12 protein-coding genes and 1 pseudogene are annotated in these 13378 nt (G+C 48.7%); 9 read left to right on the top strand and 4 right to left on the bottom strand.

Annotated elements, in window-relative coordinates; all coding sequences use genetic code 11:
• Window positions 1–6 precede the first annotated feature (6 nt).
• Both rsmH and mraZ read right to left on the bottom strand, forming a co-directional pair.
• A complete protein-coding gene (rsmH, locus tag F4X55_00285; protein MYC39447.1) occupies window positions 7–987 on the bottom strand; it encodes a 16S rRNA (cytosine(1402)-N(4))-methyltransferase RsmH in 981 nt (326 codons plus the stop codon).
• Window positions 977–1423 (bottom strand): division/cell wall cluster transcriptional repressor MraZ, encoded by a 447-nt coding sequence (mraZ, locus tag F4X55_00280; GenBank protein MYC39446.1) that lies wholly within the window; start codon window positions 1421–1423, stop codon window positions 977–979. The genes rsmH and mraZ overlap by 11 nt, the downstream gene beginning before the upstream one ends.
• Before the next feature lie 301 nt (window positions 1424–1724).
• Here mraZ and F4X55_00275 point away from each other — a divergent pair, with 301 nt between their 5' ends.
• The 5 genes from F4X55_00275 to recJ all read left to right on the top strand — a co-directional run bounded on the left by F4X55_00275 (window position 1725) and on the right by recJ (window position 6549).
• Window positions 1725–1994, top strand: coding sequence for a DUF4911 domain-containing protein (locus F4X55_00275; GenBank protein MYC39445.1), 270 nt, complete (start codon window positions 1725–1727; stop codon window positions 1992–1994).
• Window positions 1972–3525, top strand: coding sequence for a murein biosynthesis integral membrane protein MurJ (gene murJ / locus F4X55_00270; GenBank protein ID MYC39444.1), 1554 nt, complete (start codon window positions 1972–1974; stop codon window positions 3523–3525). The genes F4X55_00275 and murJ overlap by 23 nt, the downstream gene beginning before the upstream one ends.
• A gap of 169 nt (window positions 3526–3694) precedes the next feature.
• Window positions 3695–4306: a hypothetical protein gene (locus F4X55_00265; protein ID MYC39443.1), complete on the top strand. Its 612-nt coding sequence runs from the start codon at window positions 3695–3697 to the stop codon at window positions 4304–4306.
• 59 nt (window positions 4307–4365) lie between these two features.
• Complete coding sequence (gene aroQ, locus F4X55_00260) at window positions 4366–4821, top strand: type II 3-dehydroquinate dehydratase (protein ID MYC39442.1); 456 nt, start codon at window positions 4366–4368, stop codon at window positions 4819–4821.
• A gap of 21 nt (window positions 4822–4842) precedes the next feature.
• Window positions 4843–6549 (top strand): single-stranded-DNA-specific exonuclease RecJ, encoded by a 1707-nt coding sequence (gene recJ / locus F4X55_00255; protein MYC39441.1) that lies wholly within the window; start codon window positions 4843–4845, stop codon window positions 6547–6549.
• A gap of 16 nt (window positions 6550–6565) precedes the next feature.
• On the opposite strand, the gene F4X55_00250 is transcribed toward recJ, so the two are convergent.
• Window positions 6566–7909: an SAM-dependent methyltransferase gene (locus F4X55_00250; protein ID MYC39440.1), complete on the bottom strand. Its 1344-nt coding sequence runs from the start codon at window positions 7907–7909 to the stop codon at window positions 6566–6568.
• A 150-nt stretch (window positions 7910–8059) separates the two neighbouring features.
• A pseudogene (locus tag F4X55_00245) lies at window positions 8060–8733 on the bottom strand (restriction endonuclease).
• A gap of 48 nt (window positions 8734–8781) precedes the next feature.
• On the opposite strand from F4X55_00245, the gene F4X55_00240 reads away from it, so the two are divergent.
• Genes F4X55_00240 through F4X55_00225 form a run of 4 tightly spaced genes read left to right on the top strand, consistent with a single transcriptional unit; the run spans window position 8782 to window position 13235 of the window.
• On the top strand, window positions 8782–9669 hold the full coding sequence (locus tag F4X55_00240) for a prohibitin family protein (protein ID MYC39439.1): 888 nt from the start codon (window positions 8782–8784) through the stop codon (window positions 9667–9669).
• 15 nt (window positions 9670–9684) lie between these two features.
• A complete protein-coding gene (locus tag F4X55_00235) occupies window positions 9685–10440 on the top strand; it encodes a prolipoprotein diacylglyceryl transferase (protein MYC39438.1) in 756 nt (251 codons plus the stop codon).
• Window positions 10441–10449: 9 nt separating this feature from the next.
• Complete coding sequence (gene trkA / locus F4X55_00230; protein MYC39437.1) at window positions 10450–11781, top strand: Trk system potassium transporter TrkA; 1332 nt, start codon at window positions 10450–10452, stop codon at window positions 11779–11781.
• Window positions 11778–13235, top strand: coding sequence for a TrkH family potassium uptake protein (locus F4X55_00225; GenBank protein MYC39436.1), 1458 nt, complete (start codon window positions 11778–11780; stop codon window positions 13233–13235). Before trkA ends, F4X55_00225 begins: the two co-directional genes overlap by 4 nt.
• Window positions 13236–13378: the final 143 nt, after the last annotated feature.

The raw sequence follows: 13378 nt of genomic DNA, 5'->3' as shown, positions 1-13378 counted from the left end.
TTGCGGTTATACCCCCTCTGCTACTCTCATTTTTGAACTCCTCGCCCTGGGATTTTCCTCCACCTCGCTCTTCTTGGGTCTTATGACCGAGCGGGTCACCCTTCTTACCTGCTGAACTCTTCCGCATGCGCATATTGGAAGGTCCGCAGGACAAACACAGGGAGAGTCAAGTTTTCTGAACATGTTTTTGACTATTCTGTCTTCAAGCGAGTGGAAAGAGATTATCGCCAGTCTTGCCCCGGTATTGAGAATCTTCACGGCTTCTTCGATAAAGATCGCCAGGTTGTCGAGTTCGTTGTTAATCGAGATCCGAAGCGCCTGGAAAGTCTTGGTCGCGGGATGAGTCTTTTTCGGGTGAAACTTTTTGGGAATGGAACTTGAGATTATCGAGGCCAGCTCAAAGGAAGTCTGTATACTTTTTTTGGCCCTGCTTTTTACTATCGAGCTAGCGATTCTCCCGGCGAATTTCTCTTCGCCGTATTCTCTCAGTATGTATTCGAGTTCTTCGGTTTTCATTCCGTTTACGAGATCGTAAGCGGAAAACTGAAGGCCCGCATCCATCCTCATATCAAGAAACTCGTTTTTTCTGAAGCTGAATCCCTTGCCGCTGCGCTCAAGCTGGAAAGAGGAGATTCCCAAGTCGGCGACGATGCCGTCGACGTATTCTATTCCCATGGAGTTAACCGTGCTTTTTATGTGTATGAAATTCCTATTTACCATCTCCACTTTTTCCGCGCTGGCCGAAAGTCTGCCCTTCGCAAGAGAGATGGCGGCCTGATCAACATCCATTCCTATGAGCTTTGATATTAAGGGGTATGCATTGAGAAAGCACTCGGAGTGTCCGCCGAGACCCACGGTCGCGTCAATCACTATGGCTCCCTCGGGCAGATCGAGGTGCTCGACCACCTCTTTTGCCATAACAGGGGAGTGAAACTGTTCCTGCGGCTCAGAGCTTATGGCCGCGGCTTTTATTTTCTTAGAGTCCATATCCGGCAAGTACCTCTCTGCTCTGTATGAAGGTCTCAAATGCCCCGCTGCCGTTTTCTTTCTCCCAGATTTCCTTTGACCAGATCTCTATTTTTTTCAGCATGCCGACCAGGACCACTTCAGTTTCGATGGTCGCGTATGAACGCAGCGACTGCGGAATCAGTACTCTTCCCTGGTTGTCCACGGGGCAGTCTACCGCGTTCCCCATGAGATAGCGTATTGAAGAGATCGCCTCGCTGTCGGTTATGGATACCTTGGAGAGCTTCTTTTCAAGCTCGTTCCATTCCCTCATTGGGTAGGCGATTAGATAGCGGTCAAAGTTCGTGATTACGAAGGTCTCATCAGAGTATTTCTTCCTGCAGACCTCCCTGAACTTTGAGGGGATGCTGACCCTCCCGGTCTTGGTCATAGTGTGTTCGTATCGTCCTCTGAACATTTTATGCTATCTTCTGCCATTATATGCCATAATATATTCTTCTCATGCCAATTCATAAATTATAAAAAAACATGCAAAAAGTCAAGTAACATTTTGAAATAGTTAATCTTTTCAGGGTTCAGACAGAGGAAACATAAAACTAGATGTTACTTTAACAATGTGGGACGACGGGACGGGATTTAAGAAAAAAATACTATCCGTTGGGTACGGGATTCTACTTGTTCGCTTATTTTGTATATACTCTCATCCGAAGGCACGGCGGTTTTGCGGGTAAAATCCATCTGAGTTCGCTTAGGGAAAAATGTCTGTTTTTTTCATAAAACTTGCGGATAAGAGCTCCAACGTTCTTTTGCAGGCGATACTCGGCACCTACGGGCACCTGATGTGGGTGAGGACCGAGGTGCCGCAGGAAATGATAGTTAAGGTGATCACCACCCCTGAACTCGCTTCGGAAACGCGCGAGGTGCTCGAGGCGCTTAGGGGGGAGATAGAGTTTGAATTTGTCGGCTCTCCAGAAGGCGGTGATCTGCCGGGGGAGCAGGATTTTCATGGAAACAAGAGAAGATCATAGCCACAAGTGGGGGCTGGTAAGCTTGCTCACACTTCTAAGCAGGATCATCGGATACCTGAGGGATGTTGTGGTGGCGGCGCTTTTCGGAGCGGGCTATCAAACCGATGCCTTCTACGTCGCGTTCCGTATCCCCAACCTGCTGCGCCGCCTTTTCGCCGAGGGATCTCTGGCGGCGGTCTTCGTACCCATATTCTCCGAGTATCTTGAATCGGGCGACAGGCGGGAGGCGAAAAACGCCCTGCGCTCCGCGTTTACCGTGCTTTTAATTGTTCTCGTTTTGGTGGTAGCGCTGGGAGTGATTTTTTCCCCCTGGCTCGTGAAGCTTTTCGCCTACGGGTTCGATCAGAAGACTTTCGATCTTGCGGTCTACCTCAACAGACTTGTTTTTCCCTACGTGCTTTTCATATCTCTTACCGCCCTTGCGATGGGGGTTCTTAATTCCGTAAGGCATTTCTTCGCTCCGGCTTTTTCTCCGGTTCTTTTTAACCTGTGCATAATAGCAAGCGCCCTGTTTCTTTACCAGGAGCTTGAGGTACCTATCGTTTCTCTCTGTTTCGGGGTTCTTGGCGGAGGGGTGTTGCAACTGGTGCTCCACCTGTTTTATCTCCGCGAAAAGAAGTTCATGTTCGGGTTCACCGGAACCCTCAACCACCCGGCAGTCAAAAGACTCGCGTTGCTCATGTTCCCCCAGCTTTTCGGAATAGCGGTCTATAACCTCAATATACTCGTGAACACCCAGTACGCGTCTTTCATGTCCGAGGGAACGGTTTCCTATCTTTACTTCGCGGAGAGAATAATAGAGTTTCCCCTGGGAGTGGTGGCCGTTTCCCTGGCGACCGTTATGCTTCCGGCTCTTTCATCCCACGCTGCAAGAGAGGATTACGATGGATTCGGCGCCGAATATCTGCGTTCGCTAAGGCGCATGCTGTTTATAATGGTGCCCGCCATGGTCGGGATAGTTGCTTTGCGGGTTCCGCTCTGCAACTTCCTTTACCAGCATGGCGAATTTGATTACGTGGCGGTTATAAACACTTCCCAGGCCATTTTGGGCTACGGACTCGGACTTTTTGCCGTGGGAGGAATTCGCATCACCGTGCCCGCCTTTTTTGCTCTCCAGGATACGAAGACGCCGGTAAAGGTGGCGTTTTTCTGCTTTCTGCTAAACGCCGTCTGCGGGTTCGTCCTGGGATTTGTCTTTTCGCTTGACCACTTCGGTCTGGCGCTTGCAAGTTCCATTTCTTCGGTGGCGAACTTCGTTCTGCTGGTGGTTCTGCTGAACGGAAGGCTGGGACGTTTTCTTTCCCGGGAAATTATCTTCTTTTCGCTCAGGGTTCTTGCGATTGCGGTTGTCATGGGTTTTGCCGTGTGGGGTATTGCCGGATTTTCCTCGTGGAGCGAGACCGGTTTTTCTCTTGACAAGACAGTAGTCATGGCTACCTCGGTGGGTATTGGCGTTGCCCTTTACTTCCTGCTCGCCAGGTTAGTTGGGATAAAGGAAGTTGAGATGCTCTCTTTTATGAGAAAAAGGTAAAATGGGGCCGGAACATCGTCCCGGTTGGGGTTGTCCGCTTCCCAGCATTGCGGTATCTTTGGTGAAACGGGTCAGAAATGCCGATTCGATTTCCATGTAAATAGTGTACTCAGCGCGGATTGGGAAAAGGTGTGGAAGGTTAAGCAGCTGGAAAAAGCGACAAAGGCTTATGGATGAACTTAAAACCCTAAGTCGGGATGCTCTTGAAACGCTCAGGGAGAAGTACGAGTACACCTCGAAGATTTTTCCCGAATCTGATTCGCTTCTTGCAATGGCGGAAGTCTCTCTCGCGCTTGGTGAAGTAACTAAGGCGAGACTGTTGGTTTCTGATTTTACCGGAAAGAACGGAGACAGCAGCCGTGCGAGGGTTATTCTCGCCAAAGCTTATCTTATGTGCTGGGATGCCGCCGCCGCGGAGGAGGAACTCAAAAAGGCCATTTCTCTTGATCATCGAAACACTCAGGCTTCAGAACTATTGATACATATATACGAAAGTGCGGGGAAAACAGGCGAAGCCTTCAGGGTGGCTCTATCACCTGGTTCATATTTGGAACGACTGGAGGAGGACCTCCCGGAATCCGAAGAACCTTCCCCCGAACCGGGAAAGGAAAGCAAGCCACAGGTCGGGGTTTTCGAAACGGACACGATGCTTAATCTTTACTTCTCCCAAGGGCTTTATGAGGATGCCTTGGAGGTAGTCGAGGTTCTCTGCGAACTTGAACCCGACAACCCGGTTTACCGCGGCAAGCGCGAAGAGATAATGACTCTTCTTGGAAAATAGTGCCTTCGTCTGGTTTTTTCCCGACCTTTTAATTATCATTACTTGCGGTATTTTGTCCCATGGAAATAATCGTCATAAACGGTCCGAATCTCAACATGCTGGGCAAAAGGGAACCTGAGATTTACGGAAGCCTAACCCTTTCAGACATCGAGTCTTTTCTTTCTTCCCACACCGAGTCTCTGGGCGAGGATGTCCAGCTTTCCTTCTTTCAGTCAAATTCCGAAGGGGAGATAGTCACCGCTATACAGGATGCCTATGGAAAGTTTGACGGAATAGTGATAAACCCCGGCGCCTATACTCATACCAGCGTTGCAATAAGGGATGCCATACTCTCAACCGGAATGCCTGTTGTGGAAGTTCATATTTCCAATATATACAAAAGGGAGGACTTCAGGCAGAAATCGTTTGTCTCAGGAGTATCGCTCGGCGTGGTGTCGGGCTTCGGGGCACGCAGTTATTACCTCGGACTTGTGGGTCTGGTTGAGCACCTGAGGAAAGAAGGCGCCTCTTCCTGAATCTCTCCCCGCGGAATTTTTATGAAGGAAAAGAAATGGGTAGTCGCAAAACCCGCCAAGGGGCCGGTTGAGAAAATTTCGGCAAAGCTCGGCATTCTGCCGATAACGGCGGAACTTCTGGTAAACAGGGGGATAAATTCAACTCAGGATGCCGAGGCTTTTCTCTGTGCATCACTTTCTGATCTGCCTTCTCCTTTTCTGATGAAAGGGATGGAAGAGGCGGTCGAGCGCCTTCGCAGGTGCGTTCACAAAAAAGAAAAAATCGCCGTCTACGGTGACTACGATGTTGACGGCGTTACGGCGACTTCTCTTCTGACGGGGTTTCTAAGGGCTCTTGGCTGCGACGTCATATACTACATTCCCGACAGGTTTAAAGAGGGCTACGGCGTAAACTCCCAGGCGCTTCGCGCTCTTAAACAGAAACAGGTGACCCTTGTAATCTCGGTTGACTGCGGAATTACTGCCGTGGACGAGGTGGCGCAGGCCAGAGCTCTCGGGATGGACTTCATAGTTACGGATCATCACAGTTTCTTGGGCCAGCTGCCCGAGGCTGTTGCCGTTCTTAATCCACGTCAGACTGACTGCGGGTACCCGGGAAAGGAAGTCGCGGGCGTCGGCGTTGCGTTTAACCTCGCCCTTGCGCTCAGGAGAACGCTCAGGGAAGAGGGATTTTTTGAGACCGCGGCGGAACCCAACATGGGAGATTTTCTTGACCTCGTTTCGCTCGGAACGGTTTCTGATCGCGTGCCTGTGGAAAACGTAAACAGGATCATGCTAAAGGAAGGTCTTAAGAGAATGCGAAGTCCCAAAAGGCCGGGTCTGCGGGCCCTTAAGGATGTAAGCGGCATAGGCGACGGGATCGAGATATTCGATCTTGGTTTTCGCCTTGGTCCCAGGATAAACGCGGCCGGCAGGCTTGATTCTGCGGACAAGGCGGTCGAGCTTCTCCTCTCCGACAGCCGGGAGGAGGCTTTTTCCCTCGCGAAGTTCCTTGACGAGCGCAACTCCAAGCGTCGCGAGATCGAAGAGGGGATACTGCGTGACGCGACCCGGATGGTTGAGTCTGTCCACGGGGACACAAAGTATAATTCGCTTGTTCTCTCCTCCCGCAAATGGCACAGAGGCGTCGTAGGTATCGTGGCTTCCTCCATAGCCGGGTCTTACGGGAAACCCGCTTTTCTCATCTCGGTTGATGAAAACGGCGTAGGGAGGGGAAGCGGAAGATCCTTCGGAGGAATCAACATTTTCTCCGTGCTTTCAAAGTGCGAAGATCTTCTCATGGAATTCGGTGGGCATGCCTACGCGGCCGGGGTAACCGTCTTGGAGGAAAAAATCGATCTTTTCAGGGAGAGGTTCTCAGAAGAACTTGAAAAAAGCGGTCAGAAGCCCGAAAGCAGGCTTAATATAGACTCCGAGATAACTCTCGCTTCCATAAGCGATACTCTTGTCTCCGAGATTGAAACTCTCTCGCCTTTCGGAGAGGGAAATCCCGAACCTCTCTTTCTCTCGAGGGCCGTTAGGGTAATGGACCAGAACCTGCTTAGGAATCAGCATGTCCGGTTTAGGGTGAGGAAAAACGGTTCTGTGCTGAACTGCATCTGGTTTTACGCTTCCCGAAAGCGCCTTCCCGAAGAAATAGACCTGGTTTTCGCTCTGCGCTTCAACGTGCGAAACGGGGAAAGGGAAACTCGTCTTTTCATAAAGGACGCGAGGGGGACCAGTGGGTGAATCCGCTATCCAAACTCTATATTAATTGCAATTGTCTAGAGGTTTTACTGATACTGTATTTAAATTCGCTTCCTGATTCCGCCAATAGCCTGTCAATATCCAAGGATCTAAGTAACTGAACAGTGATTGGCCTTTTACTGTCCCAGAAGATAAAAGATCTGTAAAAGATATTTGCTGTGTTTGAGTTCAGTTGTTCCGCTAACCGGTAGGACTCTTCAGCATTATCCATGGCGATAAAATTCACGGTGTCGTCAAACACGACCGCCTTACCCTCGTGAGGGCCTACAACAAAGAACTCAAGTTGTTTGTAAAGGGCAGGAATAGCCACTTTCCAACTGCTGAATGTATAATCTCCGACTCCGAAGACGGAGAATCTTGGTTTGCCTTTATATATTGAACTTACTCTACGGTCTAGCAGGTCGCCATATTTTATCAGATATTCTAATGTTTTAGGTGCAGTCTCCGCCAAATATCTTGTTTCTTGACCGATTTTTGTCTGGGGAACCAGCATGAATTTTTCGGGAGTTTTTCCATTAGCAAGACCGGAACCTTTTAGTAAGGGGTAAAGACACAAGTCTTCGAGTTCGCTTGTCTCACCAAATCCGTTTATGTATCTGTCTTTTCCTATTTTTTCCAATTCCATAACTTTTGAGCAATCATGTTTAATCCCTGTTCTCCATTTGTAATGTTGACCGTTTTCGATTAGGTGCTTTGTTTTTTCATAGCCGTGAATATCGGCAACGAGAAAACAATCCCGTAATCCTATTGTCTGAGCTGGATTGTCCGCTTGGATACTATTGTACACTTTGCATTCTTTATGTTTTTCATAAGAGGATGTTATGGTCAGCAGGCAGGCCTCGGCAGAAATCTGAAAATAAGATTTTGAATCAATTAGGTGCATGGTGGCGACTTCCATCTTCTTGTCGCGCTTCCATGAGTTCAGCAGAACTTTTCTTGCAACCGAAGTTTTACATAACATTGCTACGGTTCCCTGCTTTTCTTGGAGCCATTCAATCATCCGGTTTATCATCCACTCCGATATGTCAAAATTGCTTTTTCCTGTCAAAGCATCTAGTCCCTTCATTTTTTTATGGTTTTGTTTTGCAGGCAGGTTATCGCTTTTTAACTGACCAAGTTGTGAGTTCGTGACCCATGGAGGATTTCCTATTACTAGAATAGGTTCCGGCAGATTATCCAAGGCGGATTCCCAGTCTTTAGAGAAAAAATCGGCTGTTTCAACTCTGGCAAGAATGCCCCCGTCGTAATCTGAGAGCCAGTTCTTTAACACCTCAATGTAACTACCGTCAATATCACAGGCATATCCCATTTTTGCTTCATCAAACGCGTTCAGTGCTTCCATGAAAAAAGTGCCTACGCCGCAAGTTGGTTCACGATGCTTCTTGGTGCAAGATTGTTCTTTTTTAACAATCTGCAGACTTGCTGGGCCAGTTCTTGAGGCGTTTGAAAATCGCCGTATTCTGCTTTTTTTTCGTTTTTTGTCATTTCCTTGTTATTTCAGCAAGTTGCGTACCCCTTTGACATCCCCAGCTACGTCAATTATGCGACCGTACTGCAATCTCCACTGCAGGGCGTTTGAAATGGTCAGATAACCTTGTTCGGGTTTCTTTTTAAGAAGTTCCTCCGCGATTCTGTTGGCTTGAATATCATCAACGGGCAGGTTTCTCTCATACATAAATGCGATAAGATCGTCGTTGTTACCATTGTTTTCTAGTATATGGCGTAATCCACTGGTGGTTTGATAATCACCCGTAATCTCTTTCTCTACAAAAATAGTGTGTAGAAAGTTCAGGCGACCGGTTTTGTTATTATGATCGTCAGTCTTTTCATAAACGAAAACCAGAAGTGAGTATCCTAACCCATAAATTTTTTGTTTGCTGATTTGTAGGGACAAGATGATTGAGGCTGTTTTATGCTTGTGACCTTTATGTCAATTTCCAAGCTTGGAAAATCAATCCCTTTTGCGGAACTTCCAGATTTGAATTCGTAAGTTTCGGCAAGATATTCCCTAAACTTATGCTCAATGAAGGTACCAACTGCTTTACCGTCGGTTATTCCATAAATTTCAGGAAAAGTTGTCTTTGAGTAAATTGGGGAGAAGGCTTTTGCTCCTTGCAGAAGTCTTTTTCTTGTAAGTCTTTTTCTTGTAAGTTTCGGTTTTTTCACACAAGTATTATAATGTATGGACACATAAGTATCTAACGGAGGTATTAGATGAAAGTGAGGAGGCAGTTGCCCAAACTTAATATTTTTTATCCGATAATTTTTATCCTGCTGTTTTTTCTGGTGACAGGGGTTTTCGTAATAGTGGAAAGCGGGCATGTTGGGGTCGTGCGAACCCTTGGCGCCGTGCAGCCTAGGGCGCTTCCCGAGGGATTCCACATGAAAAAACCTTTCATGGATAAGGTTGAACAGATCGATATCCGTCTTACCGCGGCGAGTGCCAAGGCCGTTTCCGCCTCCAAGGACCTCCAGACGGTACAGACTCAAGTTACTCTCCAGTATTCCATTACGGGAGACCTAGCTCCCGTTATATTTCAGAAGATAGGAAAGAGAAACACCGTGTCGCTGACGCTTATAGAGCCTGCGATACAGGAATCGGTAAAGGCCATTACGGCCAAGTACACGGCCGAGCAGCTGGTTACCAAGAGGGCCGAAGTGAAGGTCGAGATACAAGAGGCCATAAATAATTTCATATCAATTACTCTTGCCGAGAAGGAGATTTCCACAAGCGCTCTTAAAATAGCCAACATCGCCATAACGGACTTTGATTTCTCGGATGAGTTCAACAGGGCGATTGAACTCAAGGTAAAGGCTGAGCAGGAGGCGCTTCAGGCCAAAAACGAAAAAATAAGGAGGGTGACTCAGGCTGAAGCCGCCGCGGAGGAGAAGAAACTCGCCGCAAGCGCCCATGCTTTCGAGATAGAAGTGGCGTCTAAGGCGAGAGCCGATGCGATTGAGAGGGAAGCGAAAGCACTTAAGAACAATCCGCAGATCATTCAACTGCGAGTCGCGGAGAAGTGGGACGGCACTCTCCCCAAGTTCACGGGCAGCGAAACGGTGCCCTTGATAAACGTGGATTCTCTTCTGAAAGAGGAATAACCCAGGGAGACGCATATGTACCCGGTACTTTTCGATCTAGGCGGAGGTCTGGTTATATATTCCTATTCGGTATTCCTCGCACTGGGATATCTGGTCGCTTACTGGGTGGTGTCCGCGGATGTGAGCCGCAGGAAAATGGATCCGTCCCTTCCCGCAACCCTCCTGCTTGCGTGCTTTATAGCCGGACTCGTGGGAGCCAAGATACTTTTTCTGTATCAGAACGCCACTTTAGCCGAGTTTCTCGCCAACCCCGTGCGTTACTTCATATCGGGATTTTCATCGGTGGGCGGGCTTGTGGGAATTTTCTTGGCCCTGTGGATCGTATCCAGGCTAAGAAAAACGCATTTTCAGGTTCTTCTCGATGTCGTGTGTCCGGCCCTGATTCTTGGTTACGGGGTAGGAAGGATAGGCTGCTTTCTTAACGGCTGCGATTACGGAACCGTGTGTTCCCTGCCTTGGGCGGTTTCTTTTTCCGCAAGAGTAGTTGACGTTCACCCCACGCAGCTTTACGACACGCTGTTTATGGCGCTGCTTTTCGTTTTTCTCTGGAAAATCAGAACCGAGAATCGTCCCACGGGCTTTGTCTCGGCGGTAGGATTCGTGATTCTCGGTACTCAGAGATTTTTTATTGAATTTATAAGGGAGACTACCCCTAGCTTCATAGAAGGTCTTTCCCAAGCCCAGCTAGCGGCTCTGCTGCTCGTGGTTGTCTTCGGGATAAGGCTTTTTCAGCTTTCCGGCGGTGTCCTCGGAAAGCAAGCGCAGGTATAGTTTGCTGCTATGCGGAGAATTCTGATAATAGGTCTGGGGCAGGTTGGAAATTTCCTCTCAAAGGAACTCTCCAAGAGTCAGGAAGTTGTGGTTATTGAAAATGACGCCGAGCTCATAGCCAAGGCCAAGGAAACCCAGGATGTCTTGGCAATTGAGGGAAGCGGGGACGATCCCGCCGTCCTGAGACAAGCGGAGATAGAAAAGGCCGACATAGTTCTTGCGGTTACCGGAGATGACAGAACGAATATACTCGCCTCGTTTATCGCCCATGCCTCGGGAGTCAAAAAAATCGTTGCCGCGGTAAAAAATGCGAAGTATGCAGAATACGAGGGAGTCATACAAAACTCGAACATCTCGGTAATAAGCTCAAGCAGCATAATCTCGGAAAAGATAAGTGCGCTCATAAGTGCTCCTTTTGCGGGGAGGGTGGAGTTTTTTGCAAGCGGACAGATAGAGCTTCTCAAACTTCGGGTGGATGAAGGGGTGCCCATAATAAACGAGAAGCTGAGAAATTTCGTCAGCAGTCCCAGGAACTGGACATTCGTCGGACTGCAAAGGGAGCACAGGATAACTATTCCGCGGGGAGATACGGAGCTTCGCCCGGGCGACTTCGTATTCGCTCTCGGAGTCCCTTCTGCTCTTGAGAAGCTTAAAAAGCTGTTTAACCTCAAAATCCAGAAGGTCCATTCCGTTATCATAGTCGGCGGGGGCAGGGTGGGGTGCAAAGTCGCTTCCACGCTCCACGCTAATGGGCTTTCCGTAAGACTCATTGAAAACGATAGTGAAAAGGCTAGGGCAGCAGCCGAGGAACTTGTCGGGGCAATGGTGTTTGAAGGTGACGGAACCAACCTCGAGATACTGAAGGAAGCCGGGGTTGAAAAGAGCGATTACCTGCTTGCACTTACCGGCGACGATGAAAACAATGTGCTAAGCGCCCTTCTCGCGAAAAATCTCGGCATTGACCGCTGCACGGTGCTTTACTCTAATCCCGATTACGTGGAAGTGCTCGAAGCTATAGGTATCGACAGGGCAATAAGCGTAAACATGGCCGTGGCAAACGGCATTCTGAACTCTCTTCATCTCGGCGGAGAGGCTAACGTATCGCTTCTTTACGAGGGAGCGGGAGAAATTCTCGAGTTTGACGTAACCGAACATACTAAGATCCTCGGGATACCACTTTCTGAGTGCAAAATGCCCCACGATTCCGTTATAGGCGTCTGCATAAGAGACGGGAAGCCGATATTCCCCGGCGGGGATTTCGTTGCGCAGGTCGGGGACCGTCTAGTGGTGTTCTCCCTGCCGACTGCCGTGCAAAAGGTTGAAGAAATACTAGTTTCGTGAACGTTAGATTCTGTTTTCAGATCACGGGAAAGTTCGTGATGTATCTCGGGCTGCTGATGCTCGTGCCGGCTGTCTGCACGCTGTTTTACCCGGAGGACGATCTCTTTGCCTTCCTGATCTCAGCGCTCATAACATCAATTGCGGGTCTTTCTCTTATGGTCATTTGCCGCATTCCCGAAACTCCGACCGAGATACGAAGAAGAGAAGGTTTTCTGGTTGCGGTGCTTTGCTGGGTGCTTGCAAGCGTTTTCGGCGCCATCCCTTATTATGTTTACGGGGTGTTCGCCAGCCCGGTCGATGCGCTTTTCGAATCGACCGCGGGTTTTACCACCACCGGAGCCACCGCGCTTGCGTCCATTGAGTGGCTTCCCAAGGGAATTCTTTTCTGGAGGAACTTTACTCAGTGGCTCGGCGGCATGGGAATAATAGTTCTGGGAATTGCGATTTTCCCCAAGCTTTTTGTCGGCGGGGCGCAGCTAATGGGGCTTGAGACCACTGGACCGACGGCGGAGAAGTTCGCTCCTAAAATAGCCGAGACGGCCAAGAAGCTCTGGATTGTATATATTGCCCTTACTGCCGTGTTGACGGTACTTCTCATTTTCGGTGGAATGAGCTTTTTTGACGCCCTGACACATTCTTTCAGCACCCTCTCGACAGGGGGTTTCTCCTGCAGGGATGCAAGCATAGGGGCTTATGACAGCGTCTACATACAGGGGCTGATTACATTTTTCATGTTCCTCGGGGGAACTAGCTTTGTGCTTCATTTCTACTTTTTTACCGGGAAGCCCGGGAGGCTTTTAAGAAACTCTGAGTTTCGGTTCTATCTCTTTTTCGTCATTGCTGCGACGATGTTCATTGCTTTAGAGCTCATCCAGACCGGTGTTTACGGAACCTTCTCCGAGTCCCTGCGTTACGCTTCTTTTCAGGTGGTTTCGATTATCACCACGACCGGATTTACCACCACGGATTTTGACGCGTGGCCGGCTTTCGTGAAATGGGTGATTTTCATGCTGATGTTTTTCGGCGCGTGCGCGGGATCGACTTCCGGGTCGGTAAAGGGGCTGAGGATCATGGTGCTTTTCAAAAAAGCTCACAGAGAGATACGAAGACTCGTTTATCCGAACGTGGTTTCTCCCATAACCATAGAGGGAAAGACAATAAACGAGAAAGCTGTCTCGAGCATAACGAGCTTTTTCATCCTTTACATTTTCCTTTTCGGCTTCATTGCTCTTGTGGTTCTCATGCTTGAGGATATATCTCTGGAATCCGCCGTCTCGGCCGCGGCTGCTTCCATAACCAACGTCGGACCTGCTTTCGACGAGGTCGGTCCGACAAGCCACTATTCCCATCTGAGTTCGCCAACGAAAATCATGCTTTCATTGGCCATGATCATAGGGAGGCTTGAACTCTACACGGTTCTGGTGCTTTTCATGCCGTCTTTCTGGAAGAGATAGGAGAGATTTCTGGCTGGCTTGGCAATTGAGGATAATGTCTTTGCTAACTAGGAAAAATTTTCTTTCTTGTTCAACTCTTAGTGTATTTAAACGCACATAAGTTCCTTTTGAAAATTGGCAAAACTGAATGTAACGTAGCAAAA

It is taken from the genome of Candidatus Dadabacteria bacterium (genome assembly GCA_009840385.1).
Lineage (GTDB): Bacteria > Desulfobacterota_D > UBA1144 > Nemesobacterales > Nemesobacteraceae > Nemesobacter > Nemesobacter australis.
The sequence above is the reverse complement of the archived record's forward strand: the minus strand, read 5'-3'. Positions and strand labels throughout refer to the sequence as shown.

Coding starts and splice junctions, on each gene's coding strand:
- rsmH (MYC39447.1), bottom strand. CDS start 987: ATGGACTCTAAGAAAATAAAAGCCGCGGCCATAAGCTCTGAGCCGCAG.
- mraZ (MYC39446.1), bottom strand. CDS start 1,423: ATGTTCAGAGGACGATACGAACACACTATGACCAAGACCGGGAGGGTC.
- F4X55_00275 (MYC39445.1), top strand. CDS start 1,725: ATGTCTGTTTTTTTCATAAAACTTGCGGATAAGAGCTCCAACGTTCTT.
- murJ (MYC39444.1), top strand. CDS start 1,972: ATGGAAACAAGAGAAGATCATAGCCACAAGTGGGGGCTGGTAAGCTTG.
- F4X55_00265 (MYC39443.1), top strand. CDS start 3,695: ATGGATGAACTTAAAACCCTAAGTCGGGATGCTCTTGAAACGCTCAGG.
- aroQ (MYC39442.1), top strand. CDS start 4,366: ATGGAAATAATCGTCATAAACGGTCCGAATCTCAACATGCTGGGCAAA.
- recJ (MYC39441.1), top strand. CDS start 4,843: ATGAAGGAAAAGAAATGGGTAGTCGCAAAACCCGCCAAGGGGCCGGTT.
- F4X55_00250 (MYC39440.1), bottom strand. CDS start 7,909: ATGGAAGCACTGAACGCGTTTGATGAAGCAAAAATGGGATATGCCTGT.
- F4X55_00240 (MYC39439.1), top strand. CDS start 8,782: ATGAAAGTGAGGAGGCAGTTGCCCAAACTTAATATTTTTTATCCGATA.
- F4X55_00235 (MYC39438.1), top strand. CDS start 9,685: ATGTACCCGGTACTTTTCGATCTAGGCGGAGGTCTGGTTATATATTCC.
- trkA (MYC39437.1), top strand. CDS start 10,450: ATGCGGAGAATTCTGATAATAGGTCTGGGGCAGGTTGGAAATTTCCTC.